Below are 24,885 nucleotides of genomic sequence, written 5' to 3'. Positions count from 1 at the left end.
GGGGTAGTCAGGGCGCTGGCGGCATGACCCAGTGCGTCAGCGCGTCGCGCTCCAGCCCCAGGCGTTGCGCCACGGCGGCTGCTTCGAAGGCCCACAGACCGTAGTAGCCGCCCAGTCCCTGCGCGCGCAAATGGCCGTTGAACCAGTCTTCGCGCACCAGCGCCGTGTGCCAGCCGGCCAGGTAGTGTTGCAGGTGTTCGAGCTGCTGCGCGCGGTCGTCCGCGTCCAGGCAGTTGTACAGGGCTGTATAGGGTTCGGCGAAATACCATTCGTCGACGGCGGGACGCTGCGGATCGATGGCGGACAGCAGCGCTTCGTACACGCCATCTTCGCCATCGAAGGCCGTCTGCAGGGCGGCCAGGCGTCTGGCCAAGTCGTGGCGGCCGAACAGCAGGGTCGCGCCCAGCAGCTGCAGGCTGCGCGCATAATCCGTCAATTGTTCGAAATCGAAGGCGGGCAAGGCGTCGTCATCGTAGGCGTCAGCCAGGGCCGCGCGTGCCGTTTCGCAGGCGGCGACGGCCGTTTCCAGCGCCGGCTCCACGTCGGGCAAGGGCAAGCCGGCCGTGTAGCGCAGCGAGAAGACCTGGTAGGCCGTGCTGGCGGCCGCGCAGGCCCAGTAGGCCGCGTCGCCACCGTCGTTTTCCGCCTGCGCCTGCGCGCGGACATAGGCGGCCAGCAGGGCGTCGAGGTAAGCGAGGTTGCGGGCAAAATCGAACGGGGCCGGCGGCACCTGGCGCGGCGTATGGGGCCAGGGCGTGGACGACGCCGGGCAGGTGGCGGCGCATTCACGCTGGATGGCCCAGTCGGCGAAGATCTGCTGCATATACTGCGCCGTTTCGTCGTCGTGGATGATGGCGCCGACGCCCACAAAGGTCGTGCCCAGCAGGGTATAGCCAGGGAAGCGGCTGCTCTCGTAGGCGATGGTGGTCACGCTCTGGATGGTGCTGCCGTCGCTCAGGTCGCGCACGCGGAAGTACACGTCGTCCCAGCCGGCCAGCGGTGACGCCGGCGGTTCATGCGGCAAGGTCGCCCAGCTGCCGTCCTCCTGCTCTTCATAGGCATCGAGCAGTGCATCGAGGCCACCGGGGCGGTCGATGCGGTTGTTGGCGTCGTATTGCAGGCCCAGTTCGGCCGCGAAGGCGGCCGCGTGGCGGCCCTCGAAGACCAGGTACTGGGAGCTCGTGGTGCCGACCAGCAGATCCGTCTGCTGGCCCGCCACGACGAGCGCCTGCGGCAGCCGGCACCATTGGTAGTACGGAATGCCTGCCATGGGGCCGCCTTCGTCCGCCAGCGGGTTAGTGAAGCGCAGCTGTTCCAGCCATTTATAGCGTTCGTGCCGCTCCGCTTCCGTGCCGCTGCCGCGGCCAGTCAATTCGTCAAACAGGGTATTCAACAACATGTGCATCTATCCTAAAAAAAGCGTTCATGCCGCGGCCGTTTGGGCAAACGCAAACAGCGCGTCGAGCACGGCGTCCGGCTGCTCGGCCATCAATTCGTGCCCGCTGTCGACCTGCACCACCGTGCCATGCGCGATGGCAGACGTGAGCAGCCGGGTTGATTTGGGCGGCGTCATCATGTCGCGCGCGCCGAAAATGAATAAAGTAGGGCAGTGTACCGAAGCGGCGGCGATTTCGCCGTTCGCGTAGGCGTTGCACGCATAAAAATCCGTGTGAAACACGTGATCGGGGTTCAGGACGGCGATGCGCTGTTTCAGGCGCCGCGCGCCGCCCATGGCATAGAAGCCGGGGCCGGGGAAGGACGGCTTTTGCGCGATCGACGAGTGCGACCAGATATTGACCATGTCGATGGCCGCCTGTTCGTCCTGCAGCGACGTTTCCAGCAGCGCGGGCGAGACCTTCATCGGGTAGGTGGATCCCAACATGGCCAGGTGGCTGATGCGCCCGGGCGCCAGGAATGCCGCTTCCAGCGCGATCAATGAACCCATGCTGTGGCCGATCAGCATGGCCCTGGGCGCGCCGGCCGCGTCCAGCACGGCCAGTATCCAGTGCGCCAGATCCTCGACGCTGGCTTTCGCCGCGCCGCCGCTGCGGCCATGGCCCGGCAAGTCCACGGCCAGCACGTTCCAGCCGTGGTGGGCGAAGTAGCGCGTTTGCAGGGCCCACACGGAGTGGTCGTTCTGCGCGCCGTGGATGAAGACGGCCGTGGGTTGACTCGGGTCAAAAGCTTTGCCGCCCGTGTAGCAGTAGGCGGTGGTATTGTCGATGGTGAACAGCATCTCAGGCGCCTTTCTGCGACAGTTTCAGGCCACGGGCCAGGTCTTCGATCAAATCGTCCGCGTCTTCCAGTCCCACCGATAAACGCATGGTGCCCTGCGTGATGCCCGCCTGCGCCAGTTGATCGTCGGGCACGCGGAAATGCGTGGTGGAGGCGGGGTGGATGACGAGCGACTTGGCGTCGCCCACGTTGGCCAGGTGCGAAAAGATCTTCAGGCTGTCGACAAAGCGCTGGCCAGCCGCGCGGTCGCCGCGCAGGCGGAAGGTGAACACGCCGCCCGCGCCTTTCGGCAGCAGGGTTTTCGCCAGTGCGTAATCGGGATGCGACGGCAGTTCGGGGTAGGACACGGATTCCACGGCCGGATTGGCCAGCAAAAAGTCGATGATCTTGCGCGTATTGGCCACGTGGCGGTCCATGCGCAAGCCCAGGGTTTCGACGCCTTGCAGGATGGCGAAGGCATTGTGCGGGCTCATGACGGCGCCGAAATCGCGCAAGCCTTCGCGCCGGGCGCGCAGGGCGAACGGCGCCACGGTCGACTCCTCGGCGAAGACCATGCCGTGGAAGCCGTCGTACGGCTCGCACAGTTCGGCGAAGCGGCCCGTCTTGTCGTAGGCCGCCTGCCAGTCGAAGGTGCCGCCATCGACGAGCAAGCCGCCGATGGCCGTGCCATGTCCGCATAAAAACTTGGTGGCCGAGTGGAACACCAGGTCGGCGCCATGCTCGAACGGCCGCAGCAAATACGGCGTGGTGAAGGTCGAATCGAGCATCAGCGGCAGGCGGTGCTCGTGCGCCAGGGCGGCGATGGTCGGGATGTCCAGCACGTCGAGGCCGGGATTGCCCAGTGTTTCCGCGAACAGTACCTTGGTATTCGGGCGGATGGCGGCGCGCCAGGCGTCCGCGTCGCGCGGGTCGACAAAGGTCGTGTCGATGCCGAAGCGTTTCAAGGTATAGGCCAGCAGGTTGTGCGAGCCGCCGTACAGGGCGCGCGAGGCGACGATGTGCGAACCCGCGCCAGCAATGGTGGACAGGCCCAGGTGCATGGCGGCCTGGCCACTGGCCGTGGCGATGCCGGCCACGCCCCCTTCGAGGGCGGCGATGCGCTCTTCCAGCACGGCGTTGGTGGGATTCGAGATGCGCGAATACACGTGGCCGGCCCGCTCCATATTGAACAGCGAAGCCGCGTGCTCCGAGCTCTTGAAGGCGAACGAGGACGTGAAATGGATGGGCGTGGCGCGCGCGCCCGTGGCCGGGTCGGGCGCCGCGCCCGCATGCAGGGATAAGGTATCGAAACCGGGGTATTTCGGGCCGCTCATGGTGTCTCCGCCAAGTTTTATAGTGGCAAGATCGTAACCTGATTTGCATCTGAGCAAAAGGGCTCTTGTGCAGGGCGCATGGCGCCGTGCTGGAGAGTCGCGCGTGTAACCTGCAGTGTAAAAAAAGTGACCGGCGCGGTGTGGCGGTGGTACGATATCGTATCAGCGATATTCGGGCTGTTTGACTTGTGCGCGTGCGCCGCGCCGCAGGGAAGGCTGCTACGTGCCAGCGAAATCCTGGGCTTCAGGCGAACTCTCATCGCATGTCCACCAGGAAAGATTTTATGCCCGCAATATCGTTCGACGGCGCCCTTGCCGTACCCGGACCTTCTATCGTCGACGGCCTGTGCCACGCAGGCTGGCTCATGCAAGAGCATTTTATCTCCCCCGAACTGAGCCGCCAGCTGGCCGCCGAATGCGTGCAATCTATGCTCAGCGGCAAGATGAAGGGGGCCGGCGTGGGCAGCGGCCATGCGCCGCTGCTGCAGCCGGACATCCGCGGCGACCATATCGAATGGCTGGAAACGGGCCGTTCCGACGCTTGCGATACCTATCTGGAACACATGGAAGCGCTGCGCCGCATGCTTAACCGCGAGCTGTTCCTGGGGCTGGAAGAGTACGAAAGCCATTTCGCCCTGTATGCGCCGGGCGCCTTTTACCGGGCCCATCTGGACCGTTTCCGCGACGACGACAAGCGCACGGTGTCCGTCGTGCTCTATCTGAACGACGATTGGCTGCCCGAACACGGCGGCGCGCTGCGTTTGCACCCGCAGGATGGCGGTCAGGTGGATATCTTGCCTCAGGCGGGCCGCATGGCCATGTTCATGTCGGGCGAGATGCTGCACGAAGTGCTGCCGACGGCGCGCGAGCGCCTGTCCATCGCCGGCTGGTTCCGCCGCAGGGCGTGAAAAAACTGCTGCGCGTCGCGGGGCACGGCCGGCGATGCTCACGGTGCTCGCGTACCGCTGCGCTTCTCGGCCGCGCCGCGCATCCGCTCGCTACGTTTTTCTTGCCCGGCAATCCCCCTCGATTTGATTGCGCGCAAGGCTGGATTTTTCCGCAGGCATAGGCTACAGTCGCAGTAAGGGCTTAGAATAACTAAAATACCAATCACGCGGACAGGACGGCCAATATGAAAGTATCTGAAATTCTCCAAGTCAAGGGCAATATTCTCTACACGGTCACGCCTGACCAGCCCCTGCTTGACGCGGCCAATACCATGGCTGAAAAAGACATCGGTTCGCTGGTGGTCATGGAATTTGGCGACCTGGTCGGCATGCTGACCTTCCGCGAAGTGTTGAACGCGCTGCATGAGAACGCGGGCCAGATCGGCGGCGGCACCGTGCGCAAGCACATGGATGACCACCCGATCACCGTCACGCCCGATACGGAAGTGAACGAAGTGCGCCGCATCATGCTGGAAAAACATGCGCGCTACCTGCCCGTCATGAACGCCAAGACCTTGTTGGGCGTCATTTCCTTCTACGACGTGGCGCGTGCCGTGCTCGAAGCGCAAAGCTTTGAAAACCAGATGCTGAAAGCGTACATCCGCGACTGGCCGGCCGAAACCACCGATTAAACGATCACAATGTGGTAAAAACAACGCCGGCATCTGCCGGCGTTTTGCCTTGGCGATCCCAGGTGCAGTCTATGCCGCGCCCTGCAGCGCCTCATTGTTCAGCCAGGTGCCCAGCGCCGTGGCCGTCATGGGGCGGGCGAACAGAAAGCCTTGCGCCATCGGGCAGCCCAGCGCTTGCAGGATTTGCGCCTGGCGCTCGTCTTCCACGCCTTCCGCGATCACGGCCAGCCCCAGGTTGCGGCCCAGCTGGATGACCATTTCCGCGATGCTGCTGCCGCGCGCCGATCCCGTGATCTCGGTGACGAAGGCGCGGTCGATCTTCAGGCGGTCCACCTGCAGGCGCTGCAAATAGGACAGCGAGGAAAAACCCGTGCCGAAGTCGTCGATGGCAATGCTCACGCCCGTCTGCTTGATCTGCCACAACATCTTGATCAATAAATCAGGCTCTTCCATGGCCATCGATTCCGTGATTTCCAGTTCGATGAATTCGGGTGGCGCCTGCGTCTCTTCCAGCGCCGCGCGCAGCATTTCCGGGAACAGGGGGTGGCGGAACTGCACTTGCGACACGTTGACGGACATGACGAAGTTGCGGTGGCCCTGTTCGCGCAGCAGCACCAGTTCGCGGCAGGCCGTGCGCAGCACCCATTCGCCGAGGTCGATGATGATGCCCGAATACTCGGCGATGGGAATAAAACGGTCGGGCGAGATGAACTTGCCGTCCGGCGTCTGCCAGCGCAGCAGCGCTTCGGCGCCCACGGGGCGGCGCGTGGTCAGATCGATCTGCGGCTGGTACACGACAAACAGCTGGCCCTGGCTAAAAGCCGTGCGCAGCGCGTGCATCATGCGCACGCGTTCGCGAATTTCGATGCCCATGCTGCGCGAAAAATAGAAGTGGCCGGCGCGCTGCTGGCTTTTCGCCCGCTTCAGGGCGATATCGGCATCCTTCAGCGCATCGGCGCCCGTGCCCGCATGCTCGCCCAGGCGCACCAGGCCCAGGGTGGCGGACAATTGCACGTCCTGGCCGTCGATGCTGAACGGCGGCTGGAACAGGGCCAGGATATTGGCCGGGTTGACTTGCGACGAGTCGCCCAGCACGCAGAAAATATCGCCGCCCAGGCGCGCCACCGTCAGTTGCGGGCCCAGCTGGGTTTGCAGGCGTCCTGCCACGGCCACCAGCAGCATGTCGCCGAACTGGTGCCCCAGCGCGTCGTTGGTCTCGGCAAAATGGTCGAGATCGACCAGCGACAGGGTGGCGTCGTCGCGCGCGGGACCGGCCAGGGTGGCGTCGAGGATTTCCACCAGGCGCGTGCGGTTGGGCAGCTTCGACAACTGGTCGTAGAAGGCGGCATTGTGCAGGTGCGACACGAGCTCGACGTTGTCCAGGCCCACGGCGACATTGCTGCAGAATACTTCCAGCAGGCTTTCATCGATGGCGGAAAGGGGGCGCGGCAGCACCAGGTAGGCGGCCGCGTCGCGGCTGGCCTTGCCCGCGAAATACAGGGTGGCGTAGTCGTGCGCGTAGACATTGCGCCGCTGCGCCAGCGTGTGCTCGATGGCGGCCATCACGCGCGGGTTTTGCAGCCCGCACAGGGCGCTGTGCGGCAGGCTCGAAAAGCTGCCCGTGCAGGCCGAGACGAGCAGCTCCTTGCTGCCATTGTCCTGCAAGTCCTGCACGCACAGCACGCCGTCGGCGCGGGTGCCCAGCAGGTCGGCGAGCTGCGCCAGCACGCCGGCCGAGAAATTCTGTACGCCATGCAGCGCCATCAGCTGCGTGCTGGCGTGGACGATACGGTCCAGGCCGCGCCGGCTGCTGTTGATCGAGCGGATCTGCTCGTACGAGCGGATGGCCGCCGTCACGGTCGTAAACAGCTTGATGCGCGTCAGTTCCGACTTGGTCTTGTAATCGTTGATGTCGAAATCGCGGATGGCGTCGATTTCCGGCGCATAGCCGGGCTGGCCCGTGCGCAGGATGATGCGCACGTCCGTCATTTTCAGCGTTTCGCGGATGTAGCGCACCAGGTGCAGGCCCGCGTCATCCTGTTCCATGACCACGTCGAGCAGGATGACGGCGATGTCGTCTTCATGCTTGAGCAGTTCGCGCGCCTGGCCGGCCGAATACGCATGCACGAATTCCAGCGGGCGGTGCTGCATTTCCAGATTGCCCAGGGCGAAAGTGGTGGTGGAGTGGACGTCTTCATCGTCGTCGATGATCATCACCCGCCAGACGCTGCGCTGTGCGACGGCCAGCGGCACCGCTGGTTGCTCATCGAGGAATACCAGGTCGTCGTGATCGTCCTTGTTGGCGTCAAGGGGGATGATCGGTGCGGGCATGTATAGCTTCTCCAAGATGACTCAGTACGGAACGTGAGCACATCAGAAATGCCCATGGCGTTGTTGCACCGCCTCGCCGTACTTGCGTACTGTCTTCGGCGGCGCGCCTAGCCCTGGCCATTTCTGATGCACTCAGGGCGCATCGAAAAAGCAGCACTCAAGTGTCTCCGAGGCTCGCCCATTTTCTGATCGCCCATCATCCAAGTATATAGCTATTTAACAAGCAAAATGTTTTTTTAAATCTATTCTGTGGAGCAATATTTCTTGTATTGCATGAATGTAACTCATATTTGGTGTTTTTTATATGAAAAAATACGCGGGATTTAAAAATGGCGATTTGGGCAGCGCAATATCGGGCCCCGGCGCGGCATTAGCGGCATGGCATGCCCCGCAGGCTGGTAGAATTGAGTTTTCCAGTCCTCACCACTTCCTACTATGTCCGGCAATTCTTTTGGCAAGTTGTTTACTGTTACCACTTTCGGCGAATCGCACGGTCCGGCCATCGGCTGCGTGATCGATGGCTGTCCGCCGGGCTTGATCCTGTCGGAAGCCGATATCCAGCCCGAGCTGGACCGCCGCAAGCCGGGCACTTCGCGTCACGTGACGCAGCGCCAGGAATCGGATACCGTGGAAATCCTCTCTGGCGTGTACCAGGGCGTGACGACGGGGACGCCCATTGCACTGCTGATCCGCAATGAAGACCAGCGCAGCAAGGATTACGGCAATATCGCGGAAAGCTTCCGTCCCGGCCACGCCGACTACACCTACTGGCATAAATACGGCGTGCGCGATCCGCGCGGCGGCGGGCGCTCGTCGGCGCGCCTGACGGCGCCCGTCGTCGGCGCGGCGGCGATCGCCAAGAAATGGCTGCTGCAGCAGTACGGCACCACCTTCAAGGGCTGCATGAGCCAGCTGGGCGATATTCCCGTGCCGTTCCAGTCGTGGGACCACGTGCATGCGAACCCGTTCTTTGCCGCCAGCGGCGACGCGGACCTGATCGCGCGCATGGAAGAGGCCATGGACCAGCTGCGCCGCGACGGCGATTCCATCGGCGCGCGAATCGACGTGATCGCACAAAACGTGCCGGTCGGCCTGGGTCAGCCCATCTACGACAAGCTTGACGCCGACATCGCCTACGCCATGATGGGCATCAATGCCGTCAAGGGCGTGGAAATCGGCGCCGGTTTCGATTCGGTGGCGCAAAAGGGTTCCGAGCACGGCGACGAACTGACGCCGGAAGGCTTTATCGGCAATAACGCGGGCGGCGTGCTCGGTGGTATTTCGACGGGACAGGACATCAGCGTGTCGATCGCCATCAAGCCGACCTCGTCGATCCGCACGCCGCGCCGCTCGATCGACAAAGAGGGCAATCCCGTGATGGTGGAAACGTTCGGCCGCCACGACCCCTGCGTGGGCATCCGCGCCACGCCGATCGCCGAAGCCATGCTGGCGCTGGTGCTGATTGACCACGCCCTGATGCACCGCGCGCAGTGCGGCGATGTGTCGGTGTCGACGCCGAAGTTGAAATAAGTTGAATGTTGTCGGATGACGGGCCTGCGGCCCTGATCCGACCTACGACCTGGATGGTCGTTTTCTCGTTTAACAACGACGCTTGCGACACCTGACAAAACCGTAGCGAGCGGAAGGGAGAGGTGGCTGAGAAGCGCAACCGTACTCTGGTACGGTGAGCATCGCAGGCCGCCTATACCGACGCGCAGTAGGTTTGGTCAGGTGTTCTCATGCTACCTTGTTCGCCACCAGTTCGAGCTGGTGCCGCATCTCCACCGACTGCACCAGCAACGCCCGGATATCGTTAATCAGGTTGAACTCTGTCTGATTCAATTGGATCGGCGGGAAGCTGTCGTCCCAGTCGCCATATAAAAATCCCGTGGGGTGGCCGTTGGCCGACAGCGGCAGCACGACGAAGCTGCGCGCTTCCGACAGGGTCGCTTTCCACCATTGCGGCAGCTTGGCGGCGAATTTCGGATCGCGCGCATTGTCGATGAAGATCACGCGGTCGCTATTGAGGGCCGCATGGAAGACGTTCGGCTCATACGCGTCGCCAAACACCATTAGATCCTGCAGGTCGGCCATGCCTTCGCCCATGCTGATGCGCGCCGAATACAGATGATCCCTGTGGTTGCGCACGAACGCCACCGAGCGCGAAAAATCGAAGCCCTGGTGCAGCGTTTCGAGCGCCATCGAGACCATCTGTCCCGGGCTGGCGCTGCCGATGGCGCAGCGCAGGTCGGCCAGGCCGCCGATCAGTACGCGGTTGCCTTCGGCGCGCATGCGCGTCGAGGCCAGCTGGCGCGCGCGCCGTTCGGCCGGTTTCGACAGCGGCGCGATCGACAGGTCGGCCGCCGCCATCGCCTTGGCCTTGTCCACCGCCACCACCAGGTCGGTCGCGGTGATGCCCAGGGTGCCCGCATAATCGTCGATCAGCGCATGCACCTGCGCCGCGCCGGCCGCATCGTCATGCCACAGCGAGTCGGCGCAGCGCGCCGCCATCGTCGACAGGCCCGCCATCCAGTCGGCGCCGCTGACGGGCGAGTCGTCCGGCGACGGCTCCATCGGACGCATGCCGTTGATCAGGTGCTGCGGCAAACCCCAGTGGGCGGCCGTGGCATAGCCCACTTCGGGCAGCGACAGGCCGAGGATTTCGCGCGCGGCGGCAGCCTCGTTGCCGGGGCCCGCATGCGCCTGCATGCGCGCCCAGAAATCCGTCATGTAGAACGTCACCATCATGCGGCCCAGAGTGTGCAGCATCGAGCAGACGACGGCCTGCTCCGCCTGCAGGCTGCCGGCGCTGGTGGCCACCTGCTGCGCCACCATCCCGGCCAGCACGGCCTTTTCCATTTCCACGTGGGCGCTGACGGAATCGGGCGACGCCTGCGACAGCTCCTCGATCAGCTTCAGGCCCAGCGCCAGGTGGCCGATGGCGTCGATGCCGAGCACCAGCACGGCCTTCGAGACCGTGTTGACGCGCTGGCCGAAGGCCGAATACATGCCGCTGTTGGCCAGCCTGAGCACCTTGTGCGTGAGGACAGGGTCGGACAGCACCGTTTGCGTGATGTCGAATTCATGGTCATCCTCGCCGCGCATGGCGCCCAGGATGGCGCTGATGGCTTTCGCGAAGCCGGGCATGTCGCCCTGCTGGCGCGTGCGCGCCCACAGCAGGTCCAGGGTGTTTTTGCCGAGCTGTGTCGGTACCGTGAAATGACCTGGGTTCATTGCACCCCTCCGCGCGGTTCATTGGCAGACGGCGCAGGCACCAGCGCCGCATAGGTTTTGTCGCTCAAGGCCGATAGCGCGGCATGGGCCGGCATCGGTTTGCCCGTCAGGTAGCCTTGCACGTACTGGCAGCCGCGCGACTCGATGAAGTGCATCTGCTCCTCCGTTTCCACGCCCTCGGCCACGACGGACAAATTCAAATGCTTGGCCAGGTCGAGAATGGTGTTGCAGATGGCCGCATCCTTGCTCGATTCGGGCAAGTCCTTGATGAAGGTGCGGTCGATCTTCAGCACGGAAATGGGGAAGCGCTTCAGATAGGCGAGCGAGGAGTAGCCGGTGCCGAAATCGTCGATGGCGATGCGCGCGCGGCGCTCCGTCATCTTGACGAGGATGGTTTCCGCATGCACGGGGTCGATCATCAGCGTGCCTTCCGTGATTTCCAGCACCAGGTGTTCGCCGGAGAGCCCCGAAAACGCGATGGCTTCATCGAGCACGTCGAGGAATTTATCGTTGCGGAACTGGCGCGGGCTGATGTTGACGGAGATGTACAACGGCCGTTTGGCAACTTCCTGGAACTGCTTGAGCTGCACGCAGGCCGCCTTCAACGCCCAGGCGCCGAGCAGGTTGATCAGGCCATTGGCCTCTGCAATCGGGATGAAGCGCACGGGCGGCACCAGGCCCAGGGTCGGATGCTTCCAGCGCATCAGGGTTTCGAAGCCCTGGATCTGCCGCGTGTGCGCGTCGACGATCGGTTGGTAAAACAGCAGGAATTCGCCTTCGCGCACGGCGTGGAACATGGCCGCTTCCAGCGAAATATCGTGTTCCGACGGGCCGTTCAGGCGCGGGCTGTAGACCAGGCAGCGGGCCTTGCCCGTTTCCTTGGCGCGCGACATGGCCGCATCGGCCAGCGCCACCAGCCGCACTTCATCCTCCGCGTGCAGCGGATAGATCGATACGCCGACGGAGGCGCCCACGTAGATCGTGTGGCCATCGACTTCGAACGGCGCCTGCAGGGTGGCCAGCAAACGGCCCGTCACCAGCTTGATCTGCGCGTCGGTGGCGCTGCCGGGCAGCACGGCGACGAATTCATCGCCGCCCACGCGCGCCAGGGTGTCGCTGTCGCGCAGGGTCTTGCGCAGGCGCGCGGCGGCCAGGCGCAGGACGGCGTCGCCGACGGGGTGGCCCAGGCCATCGTTGACCTTTTTAAAACCATCGAGGCCGATGGTGGCGACGGAAAAGCCCTGGCCCGAACGGGCAGCCTGGGCGATCACCATGCGGATGCGGTCCGACAGCAGCAGGCGGTTCGGCAAGCCGGTCAGCGCATCGTGCGTGGCCATGTGGCGCAGCCGTTCTTCCGTATTGTGCTGGGCCGACGTGTCGCGCCCGACCACCAGCAATTCGGCCACGCCGGCCGCGTTCATATAGGAAGACAGGCGCAGCTCGAACCAGATTTCCTGGTCCGGCGTTTGCAGGCGCACTTCCAGGCGCCCCGGCTCTTCCAGGGCGTCTTCCAGCGCCGCCTGCAGCGCCGCGCGCGACGCTTCCGTGGCCAGCGGCAGCAGCAAGTGGCCGGACAGGCCCGAGGGCACACCAAACAGGGTGGCCGCGCGCTTGCTGGCGAACAGGATCAGGCCGTCCGTATCGAGCCGGAACACGACGTCGCCTGCCTCTTCCATGAGGTTGTCCAACTCGTGACGAGCCTCGCGGTGGGCGGCGGATGGGGTACTGGAAAACATCGTGCTGGCTTTTACCTTTTTATTATCAGTGCCGGCGCTCGCTGCAGGGCAGGGCGCCGACGGAAACAGTGCATCGTGCGTGACGCGCGCCATAGGGGCCGGAAGGGCGGCTATCGGAATGCGATCCACACGAAATGTATCATTGAAAAGCACTCGATTACATGAAATAAAGCAACATTGCTTCAGGTTTTGTAAATATTCCTGCCTTCCGTGAAAAAAATCATGCCGCGCGACACACATAGGTATTTTCATTCCACGTGGAAACATTTATCTGCGCTTGCTTCCACTGGCGCGCTTGCTCCGCCTTGCGCTTTGCGCTAGTCTGGCTGGCAGACGGTGTTGACGGCGCGCCCGCGGCAGGCAAGGGCGTCATGATAACAAATCGCGGGAGACCCCCCCATGAATGCCTTTGATACGCATGAAGTTTTCAACCAGGCCACGCCGTTTGAAAACGTCAACCTGTTCGCCTGCGATCCGGCGCTGATCGAAGCGCTGCTGCGCGAAGGCGGCGGTGCTGCGCTGCGTGAACTCGACGCGCTGGGCGACAAGCTGGGCCGGGCCGAGACGTACGCGCTGGCGCACCTGGCCAATATCCACACACCCGAACTGCAGCAGTTCGACCGGGCCGGCCGGCGCATCGACGAGGTGCTGTTCCATCCGGCCTGGCATGAACTGATGGCCATCCTCGTGGGCGCCGGCGCACACGCTTCGCCCTGGGCCTCGCCCGGTCCCGGCGCCCAGGTGGCGCGCGCGGCCGCCTATCTATTAGTGGGGCAGGTGGAAAACGGCGCGCAGTGTCCCGTGACGATGACGTATGCCTCGGTGCCGGCCTTGCGCCAGGCGCTGGATCTGCCGCAGATCGCGCAGCGCTGGCTGCCGAAAATCCTCTCGCGCGAGTACGATCCCCGTTCCCTGCCCGTGGAGCAGAAGCGGGGCGCCCTGGTCGGCATGGGCATGACGGAAAAACAGGGCGGCTCGGACGTGCGCAGCAATACCACGCGCGCCGTGCCCGTGCCGCCGGACGAGGCGCAAGCCCTGTTCGGTGCCGAGGCGGGCGGCGCCTGGCGCATCGTCGGCCACAAATGGTTTTTTTCCGCGCCCCAGTGTGACGCGCATCTGATCCTGGCGCAGGCGGAAGAGGGCGGCTTGTCGTGCTTCTTCCTGCCCCGCTACCTGCCAGACGGCAGCCGCAACGCCATCCGCGTGCAGCGCCTGAAGGATAAACTGGGCAACCGCTCGAATGCCTCGTCGGAAGTGGAATTCACCCATGCCTACGGCTGGCTCGTGGGGCAGCCGGGGCGGGGCATTCCCACCATCCTGGAAATGGCCAGCCATACGCGCCTCGATTGCGTGCTGGGCAGCACCGGCATCATGCGCGCCGCCTTGACGCAGGCGCTGCACCATGCGCGCCAGCGGGCCGTGTTCGGCAAGCCGCTGGCCGAGCAGCCGCTGATGCAGAACGTGCTGGCCGACCTGGCGCTTGAATCGGAAGCGGCCACGGCCTTTGCGCTGCGCCTGGCCCGCTGTTTCGATGAAAAGGACGATACGCGGCAGGCGATGCTGGCGCGCGTGCTCACGCCGGCCGGCAAATACTGGATCTGCAAGCGCGGTCCCGGTTTCGGCGCGGAAGCCATGGAAGTGCTGGGCGGAAGCGGCTATGTGGAAGAGGCGCCGCTGGCGCGCCTGTACCGCGAACTGCCCGTCAACTCGATCTGGGAAGGCTCGGGTAACGTCATGTGCCTCGACGTCTTGCGCGCCTTCGGCAAGTCGCCGGCCGCGCGCGACGCCCTCGCGGCCGAGCTGGCGCTGGCCGGCGATGACGATGCCATTTTCACCGGCTACCGCGCGCGCCTGCTGGCGGACCTGGACGGGTCCCAGACGGATGAATTTGGCGCGCGGCAATTGTCAGAGCGCATCGTGCTGGCCGTGCAGGCGGCCTTGCTGCTGCGCCACGCGCCGCCGTTCGTCGCGCAAGCCTTCCTGCAGTCGCGGCTGGCGCAGGCGCCGGGCGGGGCGTATGGACGCTTGCCTGCCGGCACCGATTGCGCGGCCATCCTGGCGCGCGCGCTGCGCGAGTATTGATATCAATAAATCCGATTATTTCGAAAATTCCGGCCACAGGCGGGCTGCGGGCTGGGATAATGCGGCAATCCATCATTTTATCGATACACAGCGCGCTTGCGGCCATGCTTGCCGCCGCGCCAGAGAGTAGAGAAAGAAAAACAATATGAAACAAGACCCACGCTTCCCGAATTTGTTCATTACCGATCACCCTTTGATCCAGCACAAACTGAGCCACATGCGCGAGCACGACACGTCGACGCGCACCTTTCGTGAATTGCTCAAGGAAATCACTTTGCTGATGGGCTATGAAATCACGCGCGACCTGCCGCTGACCACGCGCGAAATCAAGACGCCGCTGGTGACCATCGACGCGCCCGTCATTGCTGGCAAAAAATTGGCCATCGTGCCTATCCTGCGCGCCGGCATTGGCATGAGCGATGGCTTGCTGAACCTAGTGCCTTCGGCCCGCGTGGGCCACATCGGCGTGTACCGCGATCCGGCCACGCACATGCCCGTGGAATACCTGGTGCGCCTGCCTGACCTGAACGAGCGTACCTTCATTCTGTGCGATCCGATGGTGGCGACCGGCAATTCAGCCGTGTACGCCGTCGACGTGCTGAAAAAACGGGGCGTGACGGACGAGCAGATCATCTTCCTGGCCCTGGTGGCCGCACCGGAAGGCGTGACCGTGTTCCAGAATGCGCATCCGAACGTCAAGATGTTCTGCGCCGCGCTCGATTCGCACCTGGATGACCACGCCTACATCGTGCCGGGCCTGGGCGACGCCGGCGACCGCATCTTCGGCACCAAGTAAGTCATTCAGGCGAGTATTGCGATGGCAACCTTGATCGACCCGGATTTTCGCGCGCGTTTGCGCGCCCTGAACGAGAAATATGCGGCCAGCGTGCCAGTCCTGATGCAAGCGATTGCGCAGGCAAGCGGCCGCTGCGACAACGAGGGCGCCCGTCTGGAACCATTGACGGAGCTGCACCGCGCGCTGCACGCGGTGGCCGGCTCGGCCGCCACCTTCGGCTTTGCCGCGCTGGGCCAGGAATGCCGGCGCATCGAACAGCTGGTGCGCGTCATGCTCAATACCCCTGCGCACGCGGCGGCGGAATGGCCCGCCGTGCGGGCGCAAGTGACGGCGCTGCTGGACTGGGCAGGACGTGATGCGGGCGCCACCCATTTCACGGCGTGAGCGACAACGCCATGGTAATGTGGTTGCAATGATTCATTTGATGCAACGCAAAGCACCCGCATCGAAGATTAGGATATAGTGTGTCCATGCCGCTGGTACAGGGCGCCGCAAGACGGGGATTTGGCTATTAAAGTAGTGTTCGCAAGTTTATTTTGCGAAAGAATGGTTTTTCTCAGTTTTGTTGGTATAATTGGGCATCGTTGGATTCGAGGTAGTAGTGCAGTTTGTCTGTCATTTCTTTCTTGCTTCAAACGATATAACGGGCGCAAGCCCAACTTAACTGAAATAGGAAATTGTAATGGCAACTGGCATCGTAAAATGGTTCAATGATTCGAAGGGTTTCGGCTTTATTACCCCTGACGAAGGCGGCGAAGATCTGTTCGCTCACTTCTCGGCTATCCAGTCGAACGGCTTCAAGTCCCTGCAAGAGAACCAACGCGTTTCTTTTGAAGTGACCGCTGGCCCTAAAGGCAAGCAAGCTTCGAACATTCAGCCAATCTAATACGCTGGATCAAACGAAATAAAGAAATCCTCGGTCTCCGAGGATTTTTTTTCGCCTGAATTTCCGTGAAGCACGGGTTTTAGGTAGGCTGTGCGCTTTTTCGGCGTGTTTTGCATCATCAGGTAGGGCGGCTTAGCACTTGCGCGTAAGCCGACAAGGGTGGTGTTGGCAAAATGTATGGGCTGGTGTCGGCTTACGCTGCGCTAAGCCGACCTACGCCGACCTACACTAACCTACACTAACCTATGCGCAGCTGCGTCCTTCCAGTCCGGCGGGCAGTGACTAGATTGCCCTTTCGCGCCAGTAGTCTGGTTGGGAGTATGAATGCCTTAGAAAATCCACGAACGCCCGTATGCGCAGCGGCAAGTGGCGGCGCTGGGCGAACACGGCATAAATATCGTTGCCTGGCGCGGCGAACTGGTCCAGCACCGTCACCAGCTGGCCCGAGGCAATTTCCGCACCGACTTCCCACATCGAGCGCCATGCCAGGCCTTTGCCGGCCAGGGCCCAGTCGTGCAGCACTTCGCCATCGTTGCAGACCATATTGCCCGCCACTTTCAGAATGACGTTCTTGCCGTTTTCGCGGAAAGTCCAGCCCCGCTGGCTGCCTTCGCTGCTGATTGCCAGGCAATTGTGTTTCGCCAGGTCCGCCGGGATGCGCGGCGTGCCGGCCCGTTTCAAATAGGCGGGAGAGCCGACCAGCACGCGCTGGTTGTCCGCCAGCTTGGTGCTCACCAGGGATGAATCGGACAGACTGGCGATGCGGATGGCCACGTCGATGCCTTCGCCGATCAGGTCGACGAGGCGGTCGCTCAGGTTCAGCGACACCGTCACGTCGCGGTGCTCGGCGACAAAGGAGGGGATCAATGGCGCCACGTGCTGGCGGCCGAAGCCGGCCGGCGCGGAAATGAGCAAATGGCCGCTGGCCTTCACGCTGCGCTCGGCCACGGCAGCTTCCGCCTCTTCCAGTTCGCCCAGGATGCGCTGGCAATCTTCCAGGAAGGCGGCGCCTTCATTCGTGAGCGCCAGCTTGCGCGTCGTGCGCTGGAGCAATTTCACGCCCAGGCGCTGCTCCAGCGCGTCGAGGCGCCGGCCTATCATGGCCGGCGCGATGCCTTCCGCGCGCGCGGCTGCCGACAGGCTGCCCTTGGCGACCACTTCCACGAAGGTCGATATTTGTCTGAACTGGCCCATATTGTGCTCCTGCAATATCATCACTTGTGATAAAAACGCATAGATGAAGTGATTTTTAATCTCGTTTCCATGCCTTATAGTGCAATACTATAGAACAAACGCGCCGCCCGGCAGAGTGTTTTTGCGCCTCTGTCCAGCTTGCCCACGCAGTCGTTCCGCTTATACTTGGATCACCAGATTTCCTTTGCTTATATTGACTAAAAACCGGAGAACTTCATGACGCAGAACACGATCGCACTTCCCGAAGGCATGCAAATCACGGGTGCCATTGCACCCGGCTACGAACAGATCCTGACGCCGGCTGCGCTGGCCTTGGTGGCCAAGCTGACGCGCGCCTTCGAGCCGCGCCGCCAGGAATTGCTGGCCGTGCGCGTGGAGCGGGCCAAGCGTCTCGATGCGGGCGAGCGTCCTGACTTCTTGCCAGAAACCGCGCACATCCGCGATGGCGACTGGAAGATCGCGCCGATCCCGAAGGCGCTCGAATGCCGCCGCGTGGAAATTACCGGTCCCGTCGAGCGCAAGATGGTCATCAACGCCTTCAATTCCGGCGCGGACAGCTACATGACGGACTTCGAAGATTCGAACACGCCGAACTGGGATAACCAGATCACGGGCCAGATCAATATGTTCGACGCCGTGCGCAAGACGATTTCGCTGGAGCAAAATGGCAAGTCCTACAAGCTGAACGACAAGATCGCGACGCTCGTCGTGCGTCCGCGCGGCTGGCACCTCGATGAAAAGCACGTGCTGGTCGATGGCAAGCGCATATCCGGCGGCATTTTCGATTTCGCCCTGTTCATGTTCCATAACGCCAAGGAGCAGCTGGCACGCGGCGCCGGCCCGTATTTCTACCTGCCGAAGATGGAATCGCACCTGGAAGCGCGCCTGTGGAACGATATTTTCGTCATGACGCAAAACGAATTGGGCTTGCCACAAGGCACGATCAAGGCGACCGTGCTGATCGAAACCATTTTGGCGGCGTTTGAAATGGATGAAATCCTGTACGAACTGAAAGAACACAGCTCGGGCCTGAACGCGGGCCGCTGGGATTACATCTTCTCGTGCATCAAGAAATTCAAGCTGGACAAGGATTTCTGCCTGGCCGACCGCGCCAAGGTCACCATGACGGCGCCGTTCATGCGCGCCTACGCCTTGCTGCTGCTGAAAACCTGCCACAAGCGTGGTGCGCCAGCCATCGGCGGCATGGCGGCCTTGATCCCGATTAAGAACGATCCGGAAAAGAACGACATCGCCATGGGTGGCGTGCGCAACGACAAGGCGCGCGACGCCACCGACGGCTACGACGGCGGCTGGGTGGCCCATCCGGGTCTGGTGGAACTGGCCATGGGCGAGTTCACGAAAGTGCTGGGCGACAAGCCGAACCAGATCGACAAGCAGCGTCCCGACATCGATGTCAAGGCATCGGACCTGCTGAACTTCCAGCCGGAAGCGCCGATTACGGAAGCCGGTTTGCGCTACAACATCAACGTGGGCATCCATTACCTGGGCAGCTGGCTGGCCGGCAACGGTTGCGTGCCTATCCACAACCTGATGGAAGACGCGGCCACGGCCGAGATCAGCCGCTCGCAAGTGTGGCAGTGGATTCGTTCCAGCAAGGGCGTGCTGGAAGATGGCCGCAAGGTGACGGCCGAGATGGTGCGCGCCATGATTCCGGAAGAGCTGGCCAAGGTGCAGCGCGATGCGCCGGGCGGCAACGGCCCGACCTATGTGCGCGCCGGGCAAATCTTCGAGGAAATGTCGACATCGGAATCGTTCGCCGAATTCCTGACCTTGCCGCTGTACGAAGAAATCTGATCCTGATCAAATAGCAGCATGAAAAAATCCCGGCGATGCCACAAAGCATCTGCCGGGATTTTTTATGGCGGAAGGGCAAGCTTAAAAACTATTCTTCCACATCCTTAGCGCTGCAAACGCTTCGACCGGAGAAGCATCGGCGACCAGCTTGCCTTCCACTTTCAGACTGGTCAGAATGGCCGGTTCGCGGTAGCGCAGGAAAGGGTTCGTGGCCTTCTCCAGGGCAATGGTCGACGGCACGGTCGGCAAACCCTGCTGGCGCTTTTCCGTGTCGATGGCGATGCGCTCCTGCAAGGCCACATTGCCCGGTTCGACAGCGTTGGCAAAGCGCAAATTGGACAAGGTGTACTCATGCGCGCAAAATACCTCGGTATCGTCGGGCAGGGCGGCCAGCTTGCCGAGCGAATCGGCCATCTGGCCTGGCGTGCCTTCGAACAGGCGGCCGCAGCCGCCGGCAAACAGGGTGTCGCCGGAAAACAGCCATGGTGCGCCGCTGCGCTCGTCGCGCTGGCGCACGTAGGCGATATGGCCCTTGGTATGGCCGGGCACGTCGATGACGCTCATCTGCAAGCCCAGCTCGGGCACATGGGCGACATCGCCTTCGGCAAGCGGTTCCGTGACGGCTGTGATAGCCTCATTGCGCGGGCCGAAGACGGGGACGGGGAAATGCTGCAACAATTCAGGCACGCCACCCGTGTGGTCGGCGTGGTGGTGCGTGAGTAAAATGGCGGACAAGGTCAGCTGATGGGCTTGCAGCGCATCGAGGATGACCGTCGCATCGCCGGGGTCGACCACGGCGGCGTGGCGGCCGTCATGGATCAGCCACAGGTAATTGTCGGCAAAGGCGGGCACGGCAAGTACCGATAAAGCGTGTTCAGGGGAATGTGTCATGAGCAAAAGAGAAAACTGAATGGACAGTGCGGCATCCGAAAAATCCATTATAGCGCTTGACGGCTGGCTGCAGACGCCGGCCGGTCTGTACGTGCGCGCCTGGGAACAGCAATGCCTCGACAGCCTGACCGTCGACATCTTCGGTTTTAACGCCGTGCAGATCGGCTTGCCCCAGGTCGACGCGCTGGCGGCCAGCCGCATGCCGAACAAATGGCTGCTCGATGCGCGCCTGCCGTCGCATGCGCCGCAGGGCAGCCGCCTGACCCTGGTGTCGGCCTTCGACGAGCTGCCGTTCGATTCGCAAAGCCTGGACCTGGTGGTCTTGCCGCACGTACTTGAATTTGCCGCCGAGCCGCACCAGGTCTTGCGCGAAGTCGAGCGCGTGCTGATCCCGGAGGGGCGCGTGATCGTCTGCGGCTTCAATCCGGCCAGCCTGTGGGGCATGCGCCAGGGCCTGGGGCGCATCACGGGACGCCACTACCTGCCGCAGGCGGGCGAGTTGATCTCTATGCCGCGCATGAAAGACTGGTTAAAATTGCTGAACATGGGCGTCAGCCAAAGCCATTTCGGCTGCTACGCGCCCGCCTGCAGGACGGAAAAATGGCTGCGCCGCAACGCCTTCATGGACAAGGCGGGTGCGCGCTGGTGGCCATATCTGGGCGCAGTGTATATAGTGCAGGCGATCAAGCGCGTCAAAGGGATGCGTTTGATCGGTCCGGCGTGGACCAAGAAACCGGCGACGGCGCCCGCAGGCGCACCGGTCACGAATAAAAGGCGGGAACAGCAAGATGGATAAGGTAGAGATTTACGCCGATGGCGCATGCAAGGGCAATCCCGGCACGGGCGGCTGGGGTGCGCTGATGGTGGCCGATGGCGCCAAGAAAGAAATTTACGGCGGAGAACTGAACACGACGAATAACCGCATGGAGTTGAAGGCCGTGATCGAAGCCTTGACGGCGCTCAAACGTCCCTGCCAGGTGGTGATGTATACCGATAGCCAGTACGTCCAGAAGGGCATCAGCGAATGGATCCACGGCTGGAAGGCGCGCGGCTGGAAAACGGCATCCAAGGCGCCCGTGAAAAACGTTGACCTGTGGCAGGCGCTCGATACGGCCCAGGCCGTGCATGAAGTGGAATGGCGCTGGGTGCGCGGCCACAATGGCCATCCGGGCAATGAGCGGGCCGATCAGCTGGCGAACCTCGGTGTGGAAACCGTGCGCACCTGAGAACTGAAATTTCCTGCCATGCAGCTGCGGGCAGGGCGTAACCGGAGGGCGCAGGTTTGCTATACTGTGCCCTTCGCTTTTTGCTTTTACGACTGAATCCGCCATGCGTCAAATTGTTCTCGATACTGAAACCACCGGCCTGAACCCGCGCACGGGCGACCGCATCCTGGAGATCGGCGCGGTTGAACTGAACAACCGCATGTTGACGGGGAATAATTTCCACCACTACATCAATCCCGAGCGCGATTCGGAAGAGGGTGCGCTGGCCGTCCACGGCTTGACGACGGAATTCCTCAGCGACAAACCGAAATTCGCGGAAATCGCCGATGAATTCCGTGCTTACATTGCTGGCGCCGAACTGATCATCCACAACGCCCCGTTCGATATCGGCTTCCTCAACGCGGAATTCAAGCGCCTGAATCTGCCGCCCGTGCATGAACAAGTGGTTGGCGTGATCGATACCCTGGTGCAGGCGAAGGAAATGCATCCCGGCAAACGCAACTCGCTCGACGCCCTGTGCGACCGCTACGGCGTCTCGAACGCCCACCGCAAGCTGCACGGCGCGCTGCTCGACTCCGAATTGCTGGCCGACGTCTACCTGGCCATGACGCGCGGGCAAAACAGCCTGAGCATGGAAGAGGAAGTGGAAGTGGCCGCCGACGGCGCCGTGCTGGAAATCGTGCCCCTGGCCGAAGTCATCTTCCAGAGCGCCACGGCCGAAGAGCTCGCCGCCCACGAAGCCACCATCGCCGGCCTCGACAAGGCCGCCAAAGGCCAGTGCATCTGGACCGCCGTCACGTCGACGCCAGCGGCCGCCTGAGAAAAAAGCGGCGCATGGCAAATTTCCTCTTGCCAGCCCTTGCAGATGCCGCAACACCTATGCGATAATTCGCCTCGCTTCGGGAGGTTAGCTCAGGGGTAGAGCACTGCATTCACACTGCAGGGGTCGCAAGTTCGAAACTTGCACTTCCCACCAAAATTTTCGTTTGTATTCAATGACTTAGGATTTCACGTCTTGTCGAAATACGAACTTGGGGCAAACTTGGGGCAATGGGTTTTTCGTCCATTGTCCTGCCCCAAACAAGACGGCCGCTTCCTGCGGCCGTTTGCATATCCAGCTATAGTTAATTGTATTTCGGGAATTCATCCGCCCGCAGCGGGTTCGTCTGCGCGTACAGGCGCAGCAGCCGTTCCCTGCGTCCATGGTCCAGGCCTGCGGCGATCCATTTGCCGTAGGTGCGCACGATCATGGTCGTGTCCGCATGGCCCATTTGCGTGGCGACATACAGCGGCAGCGCGCCGAGCATGAGCAGGTTGGAGGCGAAGGTGTGGCGTGTCTGGTAGGGGTTGCGGAAGCGCACGCCGCTGGCCTTGATGATGCGCTTCCAGCAGTTGTAAATGGGTTTGTCTCCCTGCCACGGCTTGCCGCTGCGTGGATGCAGGAACACCGTGCCCGCACCGGCTCCCGTCAGCGCACGCTGCGCCAGCAGTGCGCCAAGCGCACCGCAGCGCATGTCGATTGTGCGCAGGCCGCTCAGCGTCTTGGCGCGGTCCTTCATTTCGCCATCGACGAATGCCCCGGCTACGTTGACCTGGTGGTGTTGCTCGTCCACGGCCGGCCATTGCAGCGCGATATATTCGGATGGGCGCATGCCGGTGCAGAAGGCAAACTGCAGCATGTTGCGCTCTTCGTCGCGATTGCAGGCATTCAGGATGAGTTCCATCTCATCAATATTGAAAGGGTCGGCCTTGAACTTGCTGACGCGTTGATCGCGCGGCAGCAGTTTGCCCAGCTTGATGCTGTCGAAGGGATTGGACTCCAGGTCGCCTTCGGTCACACCCAGCTCGATGGCGTTGCGCATCGGGGTCAGGATGAGCTGGATGGTCTTGCTCTTGCCGTTCATGCCCATGATCCACTTGCGCAGGTCGCGCGTGGTCAGTTCGGTGGCCGGCTTGTCTTCCCATTGCGGAAACAGGTGATTATTCGCCACCTGCTGATAGCAATTGTAGGTCGACAATTCCAGGTTGCGCTTGGCGATCAGCAGGTAGTCGCGCAGCAGATCGCCCACGAGCACTGGTGGACTGGCCTGCGCGGCAGCTGCAGCCTGCGCGTTGGCCTGGGCCTGCTTTTGGCGCCGGATGGTGAGCGAATCGGGAAAGAATTCCTCGTACACAAAGGTGCCGCGTTCGATGGCATTGACCACGGCATTCTGTAGGCGCCTGGCGTAGGCGATGTTGTTGCGTGTATGTTCGAGCTTCAGTGGCTCTCGGCAGCGTTTCCCCTGGTACTGGAATACGATGCGTATCGTTTCCGAGCGCGCTCCCTTGCGCAGTTCTATGCCCGTACCGCTGTTCTTTGCCCCCATGTCTCCACCCATTTTTCTGCGGCAACGAGATTGACCCAAAGCATTTCATCGACGACCTTGCATTGTATGCCGTCGCACCACTTGCCGGAACGCCGTCTGGCGTGCACGGCGGCCGCAGTATCGCCGGTGAGTTCGACGTATTTTTTGATTTTTACCCACGTCACGGGATGTTCCATCTGAGCCTCCATCGTCTGGTGTGCCGCGCCAGCGCTGCACGTTCATTATTTTGAGTTTCTGATCCTAGTATCCGTTGCCAGCAGCGTCATATCCAATGAAATCCGCGCGTGATCCATTGGGCAATCCATATGGTGATCGGCCTCCTCGTCGGTGAATGCCCGCTGGCCAACTGCAGGATGCATCATGGTGGCAGACGGCAAATGGTTCGAAGGGGAGATGTATTTCATGATGAGTTGTCTGCGTGACCGATGACGGATGACGGATGATCCTGAGCCATGGTGGCTGCGCTGATCGTGGTCATCAAGTTGAAAACAGGCATATTTTGGTGGCATTTCACGGCAATTGATGGATGCTGTCGCGGCGGCCGTCAGTGGCGTGTGGCCGATTGGTCGTGGTCATGTGGGAAAGCGTTGGCATGCGAATGGACTATGGGACTTTTCCTGCGCTCCGGTCCCTTCATAGGTGTCTGTATCCGCTGAGTACCTGTTACCTCTCTACGACGATGGTGCCGGCAGCGTAGCCCGGAACAGTAGAGATGGGCGGTCCGCTGGACGGTTTTCAGCGTAGGTATGAACATTTCTTCGAACAGCTGGAGCGTGCCGGCGCAGGACGTCCAGTGAATACATACCGGCGCGTGTAGGGCAGTGATGTCAATCGCGATGCAATGGCTTAATCCGTAGGTTTCCCGCTCTTCCTCAGACAACGCTCCGCACACCAGCAGAGCCTTGTCGTGGGCATGGCACCACTTGATCAGTTGCCGGACATCCTTCGGGGCGAACCTCGATACCTGCTCGATCACGATCATTGCAATGCCGTTGTGTATCAGGGGTGTGTCCAGGGGAGACATACAGGCGGCCCCTGGGGCCATGCGATAGGCCGGCCCAAACGCGGTTTCCATCGCAGCGATACACCATGCCTGGGTCACAGGCAGTTCACTGCAGAGCATCATTTTTATGCACATGGCTTCCTCCGTGCCGGCGCGGTGGTTTTAGTCTCCCTATCCGCGATGCGGGTAGCAAGGCTT

The 24,885-nt window shown here is 62.1% G+C and carries 22 protein-coding genes and 1 tRNA gene; 12 read left to right on the top strand and 11 right to left on the bottom strand.

The window, feature by feature from the left end; translation table 11 throughout:
- Positions 1 to 7 precede the first annotated feature (7 nt).
- From ACQ4W4_RS21345 to ACQ4W4_RS21335, 3 genes are read right to left on the bottom strand one after another with little or no spacing between them, the layout of a single operon-like run.
- Positions 8 to 1,399, bottom strand: coding sequence for a PoNe immunity protein domain-containing protein (locus ACQ4W4_RS21345; RefSeq protein ID WP_436543666.1), 1,392 nt, complete (start codon positions 1,397 to 1,399; stop codon positions 8 to 10).
- A gap of 24 nt (positions 1,400 to 1,423) precedes the next feature.
- Complete coding sequence (locus ACQ4W4_RS21340) at positions 1,424 to 2,236, bottom strand: alpha/beta fold hydrolase (RefSeq protein ID WP_436543665.1); 813 nt, start codon at positions 2,234 to 2,236, stop codon at positions 1,424 to 1,426.
- A gap of 1 nt (position 2,237) precedes the next feature.
- Positions 2,238 to 3,548 (bottom strand): O-acetylhomoserine aminocarboxypropyltransferase, encoded by a 1,311-nt coding sequence (locus ACQ4W4_RS21335; RefSeq protein ID WP_436543664.1) that lies wholly within the window; start codon positions 3,546 to 3,548, stop codon positions 2,238 to 2,240.
- Positions 3,549 to 3,832: 284 nt separating this feature from the next.
- Between ACQ4W4_RS21335 and ACQ4W4_RS21330 the strand changes: the two genes are divergently transcribed.
- Complete coding sequence (locus ACQ4W4_RS21330) at positions 3,833 to 4,456, top strand: 2OG-Fe(II) oxygenase (RefSeq protein ID WP_436543663.1); 624 nt, start codon at positions 3,833 to 3,835, stop codon at positions 4,454 to 4,456.
- A gap of 224 nt (positions 4,457 to 4,680) precedes the next feature.
- On the top strand, positions 4,681 to 5,127 hold the full coding sequence (locus ACQ4W4_RS21325) for a CBS domain-containing protein (RefSeq protein WP_010398828.1): 447 nt from the start codon (positions 4,681 to 4,683) through the stop codon (positions 5,125 to 5,127).
- A 69-nt stretch (positions 5,128 to 5,196) separates the two neighbouring features.
- Here the strand turns inward: ACQ4W4_RS21325 and ACQ4W4_RS21320 are convergent, their stop codons facing one another.
- Positions 5,197 to 7,458, bottom strand: coding sequence for a putative bifunctional diguanylate cyclase/phosphodiesterase (locus ACQ4W4_RS21320; RefSeq protein ID WP_436543662.1), 2,262 nt, complete (start codon positions 7,456 to 7,458; stop codon positions 5,197 to 5,199).
- 435 nt (positions 7,459 to 7,893) lie between these two features.
- Between ACQ4W4_RS21320 and aroC the strand changes: the two genes are divergently transcribed.
- Positions 7,894 to 8,988 (top strand): chorismate synthase, encoded by a 1,095-nt coding sequence (aroC, locus tag ACQ4W4_RS21315; RefSeq protein WP_436543661.1) that lies wholly within the window; start codon positions 7,894 to 7,896, stop codon positions 8,986 to 8,988.
- A gap of 207 nt (positions 8,989 to 9,195) precedes the next feature.
- Here aroC and ACQ4W4_RS21310 read toward each other — a convergent pair whose 3' ends face one another.
- Together ACQ4W4_RS21310 and ACQ4W4_RS21305 are read right to left on the bottom strand one after the other, a co-directional pair.
- Positions 9,196 to 10,692, bottom strand: coding sequence for an HDOD domain-containing protein (locus ACQ4W4_RS21310; protein WP_436543660.1), 1,497 nt, complete (start codon positions 10,690 to 10,692; stop codon positions 9,196 to 9,198).
- Entirely contained in the window at positions 10,689 to 12,368 is a 1,680-nt protein-coding gene (locus tag ACQ4W4_RS21305) for a putative bifunctional diguanylate cyclase/phosphodiesterase (RefSeq protein ID WP_436543659.1), read from the bottom strand. Before ACQ4W4_RS21305 ends, ACQ4W4_RS21310 begins: the two co-directional genes overlap by 4 nt.
- A gap of 459 nt (positions 12,369 to 12,827) precedes the next feature.
- On the opposite strand from ACQ4W4_RS21305, the gene ACQ4W4_RS21300 reads away from it, so the two are divergent.
- The 4 genes from ACQ4W4_RS21300 to ACQ4W4_RS21285 all read left to right on the top strand — a co-directional run bounded on the left by ACQ4W4_RS21300 (position 12,828) and on the right by ACQ4W4_RS21285 (position 16,192).
- On the top strand, positions 12,828 to 14,510 hold the full coding sequence (locus ACQ4W4_RS21300; RefSeq protein WP_436543658.1) for an isovaleryl-CoA dehydrogenase: 1,683 nt from the start codon (positions 12,828 to 12,830) through the stop codon (positions 14,508 to 14,510).
- 145 nt (positions 14,511 to 14,655) lie between these two features.
- Positions 14,656 to 15,306 carry a uracil phosphoribosyltransferase gene (gene upp, locus ACQ4W4_RS21295; protein WP_046682928.1) on the top strand — a complete coding sequence of 217 codons (651 nt, stop codon included), beginning with the start codon at positions 14,656 to 14,658 and terminating at the stop codon, positions 15,304 to 15,306.
- Positions 15,307 to 15,327: 21 nt separating this feature from the next.
- A complete protein-coding gene (locus tag ACQ4W4_RS21290; RefSeq protein WP_436543657.1) occupies positions 15,328 to 15,690 on the top strand; it encodes an Hpt domain-containing protein in 363 nt (120 codons plus the stop codon).
- A 298-nt stretch (positions 15,691 to 15,988) separates the two neighbouring features.
- The gene (locus tag ACQ4W4_RS21285) at positions 15,989 to 16,192 is read left to right on the top strand and encodes a cold-shock protein (RefSeq protein WP_010398811.1); all 204 of its coding nucleotides are present in this window, start codon (positions 15,989 to 15,991) and stop codon (positions 16,190 to 16,192) included.
- 282 nt (positions 16,193 to 16,474) lie between these two features.
- Here the strand turns inward: ACQ4W4_RS21285 and ACQ4W4_RS21280 are convergent, their stop codons facing one another.
- Positions 16,475 to 17,386, bottom strand: a complete 912-nt coding sequence (locus ACQ4W4_RS21280; protein ID WP_436543656.1) for a LysR family transcriptional regulator — start codon at positions 17,384 to 17,386, stop codon at positions 16,475 to 16,477.
- A 216-nt stretch (positions 17,387 to 17,602) separates the two neighbouring features.
- On the opposite strand from ACQ4W4_RS21280, the gene aceB reads away from it, so the two are divergent.
- Complete coding sequence (gene aceB, locus ACQ4W4_RS21275; RefSeq protein WP_436543655.1) at positions 17,603 to 19,201, top strand: malate synthase A; 1,599 nt, start codon at positions 17,603 to 17,605, stop codon at positions 19,199 to 19,201.
- Positions 19,202 to 19,282: 81 nt separating this feature from the next.
- Here the strand turns inward: aceB and gloB are convergent, their stop codons facing one another.
- Positions 19,283 to 20,092 (bottom strand): hydroxyacylglutathione hydrolase, encoded by an 810-nt coding sequence (gene gloB, locus ACQ4W4_RS21270; RefSeq protein ID WP_436543654.1) that lies wholly within the window; start codon positions 20,090 to 20,092, stop codon positions 19,283 to 19,285.
- Between the two features lie 19 nt (positions 20,093 to 20,111).
- Between gloB and ACQ4W4_RS21265 the strand changes: the two genes are divergently transcribed.
- The 4 genes from ACQ4W4_RS21265 (at position 20,112) to ACQ4W4_RS21250 (ending at position 22,294) form a co-directional block, all read left to right on the top strand.
- Positions 20,112 to 20,888, top strand: coding sequence for a class I SAM-dependent methyltransferase (locus ACQ4W4_RS21265; RefSeq protein WP_436543653.1), 777 nt, complete (start codon positions 20,112 to 20,114; stop codon positions 20,886 to 20,888).
- Positions 20,881 to 21,318, top strand: coding sequence for a ribonuclease HI (gene rnhA / locus ACQ4W4_RS21260; RefSeq protein ID WP_436543652.1), 438 nt, complete (start codon positions 20,881 to 20,883; stop codon positions 21,316 to 21,318). The genes ACQ4W4_RS21265 and rnhA overlap by 8 nt, the downstream gene beginning before the upstream one ends.
- Before the next feature lie 103 nt (positions 21,319 to 21,421).
- Positions 21,422 to 22,138: a DNA polymerase III subunit epsilon gene (gene dnaQ / locus ACQ4W4_RS21255; protein ID WP_436543651.1), complete on the top strand. Its 717-nt coding sequence runs from the start codon at positions 21,422 to 21,424 to the stop codon at positions 22,136 to 22,138.
- A gap of 81 nt (positions 22,139 to 22,219) precedes the next feature.
- Positions 22,220 to 22,294 (top strand) — tRNA-Val (locus tag ACQ4W4_RS21250).
- Between the two features lie 148 nt (positions 22,295 to 22,442).
- On the opposite strand, the gene ACQ4W4_RS21245 is transcribed toward ACQ4W4_RS21250, so the two are convergent.
- Genes ACQ4W4_RS21245 through ACQ4W4_RS21235 form a run of 3 tightly spaced genes read right to left on the bottom strand, consistent with a single transcriptional unit; the run spans position 22,443 to position 24,088 of the window.
- On the bottom strand, positions 22,443 to 23,684 hold the full coding sequence (locus ACQ4W4_RS21245) for an Arm DNA-binding domain-containing protein (RefSeq protein WP_436543650.1): 1,242 nt from the start codon (positions 23,682 to 23,684) through the stop codon (positions 22,443 to 22,445).
- On the bottom strand, positions 23,654 to 23,860 hold the full coding sequence (locus ACQ4W4_RS21240; protein WP_436543649.1) for a hypothetical protein: 207 nt from the start codon (positions 23,858 to 23,860) through the stop codon (positions 23,654 to 23,656). The genes ACQ4W4_RS21245 and ACQ4W4_RS21240 overlap by 31 nt, the downstream gene beginning before the upstream one ends.
- 45 nt (positions 23,861 to 23,905) lie before the next feature.
- A complete protein-coding gene (locus ACQ4W4_RS21235) occupies positions 23,906 to 24,088 on the bottom strand; it encodes a hypothetical protein (protein WP_436543648.1) in 183 nt (60 codons plus the stop codon).
- Positions 24,089 to 24,885: the final 797 nt, after the last annotated feature.

This window comes from Janthinobacterium glycogeni, from assembly GCF_051380725.1.
GTDB lineage: Bacteria > Pseudomonadota > Gammaproteobacteria > Burkholderiales > Burkholderiaceae_D > Janthinobacterium.
The sequence above is the reverse complement of the archived record's forward strand: the minus strand, read 5'-3'. Positions and strand labels throughout refer to the sequence as shown.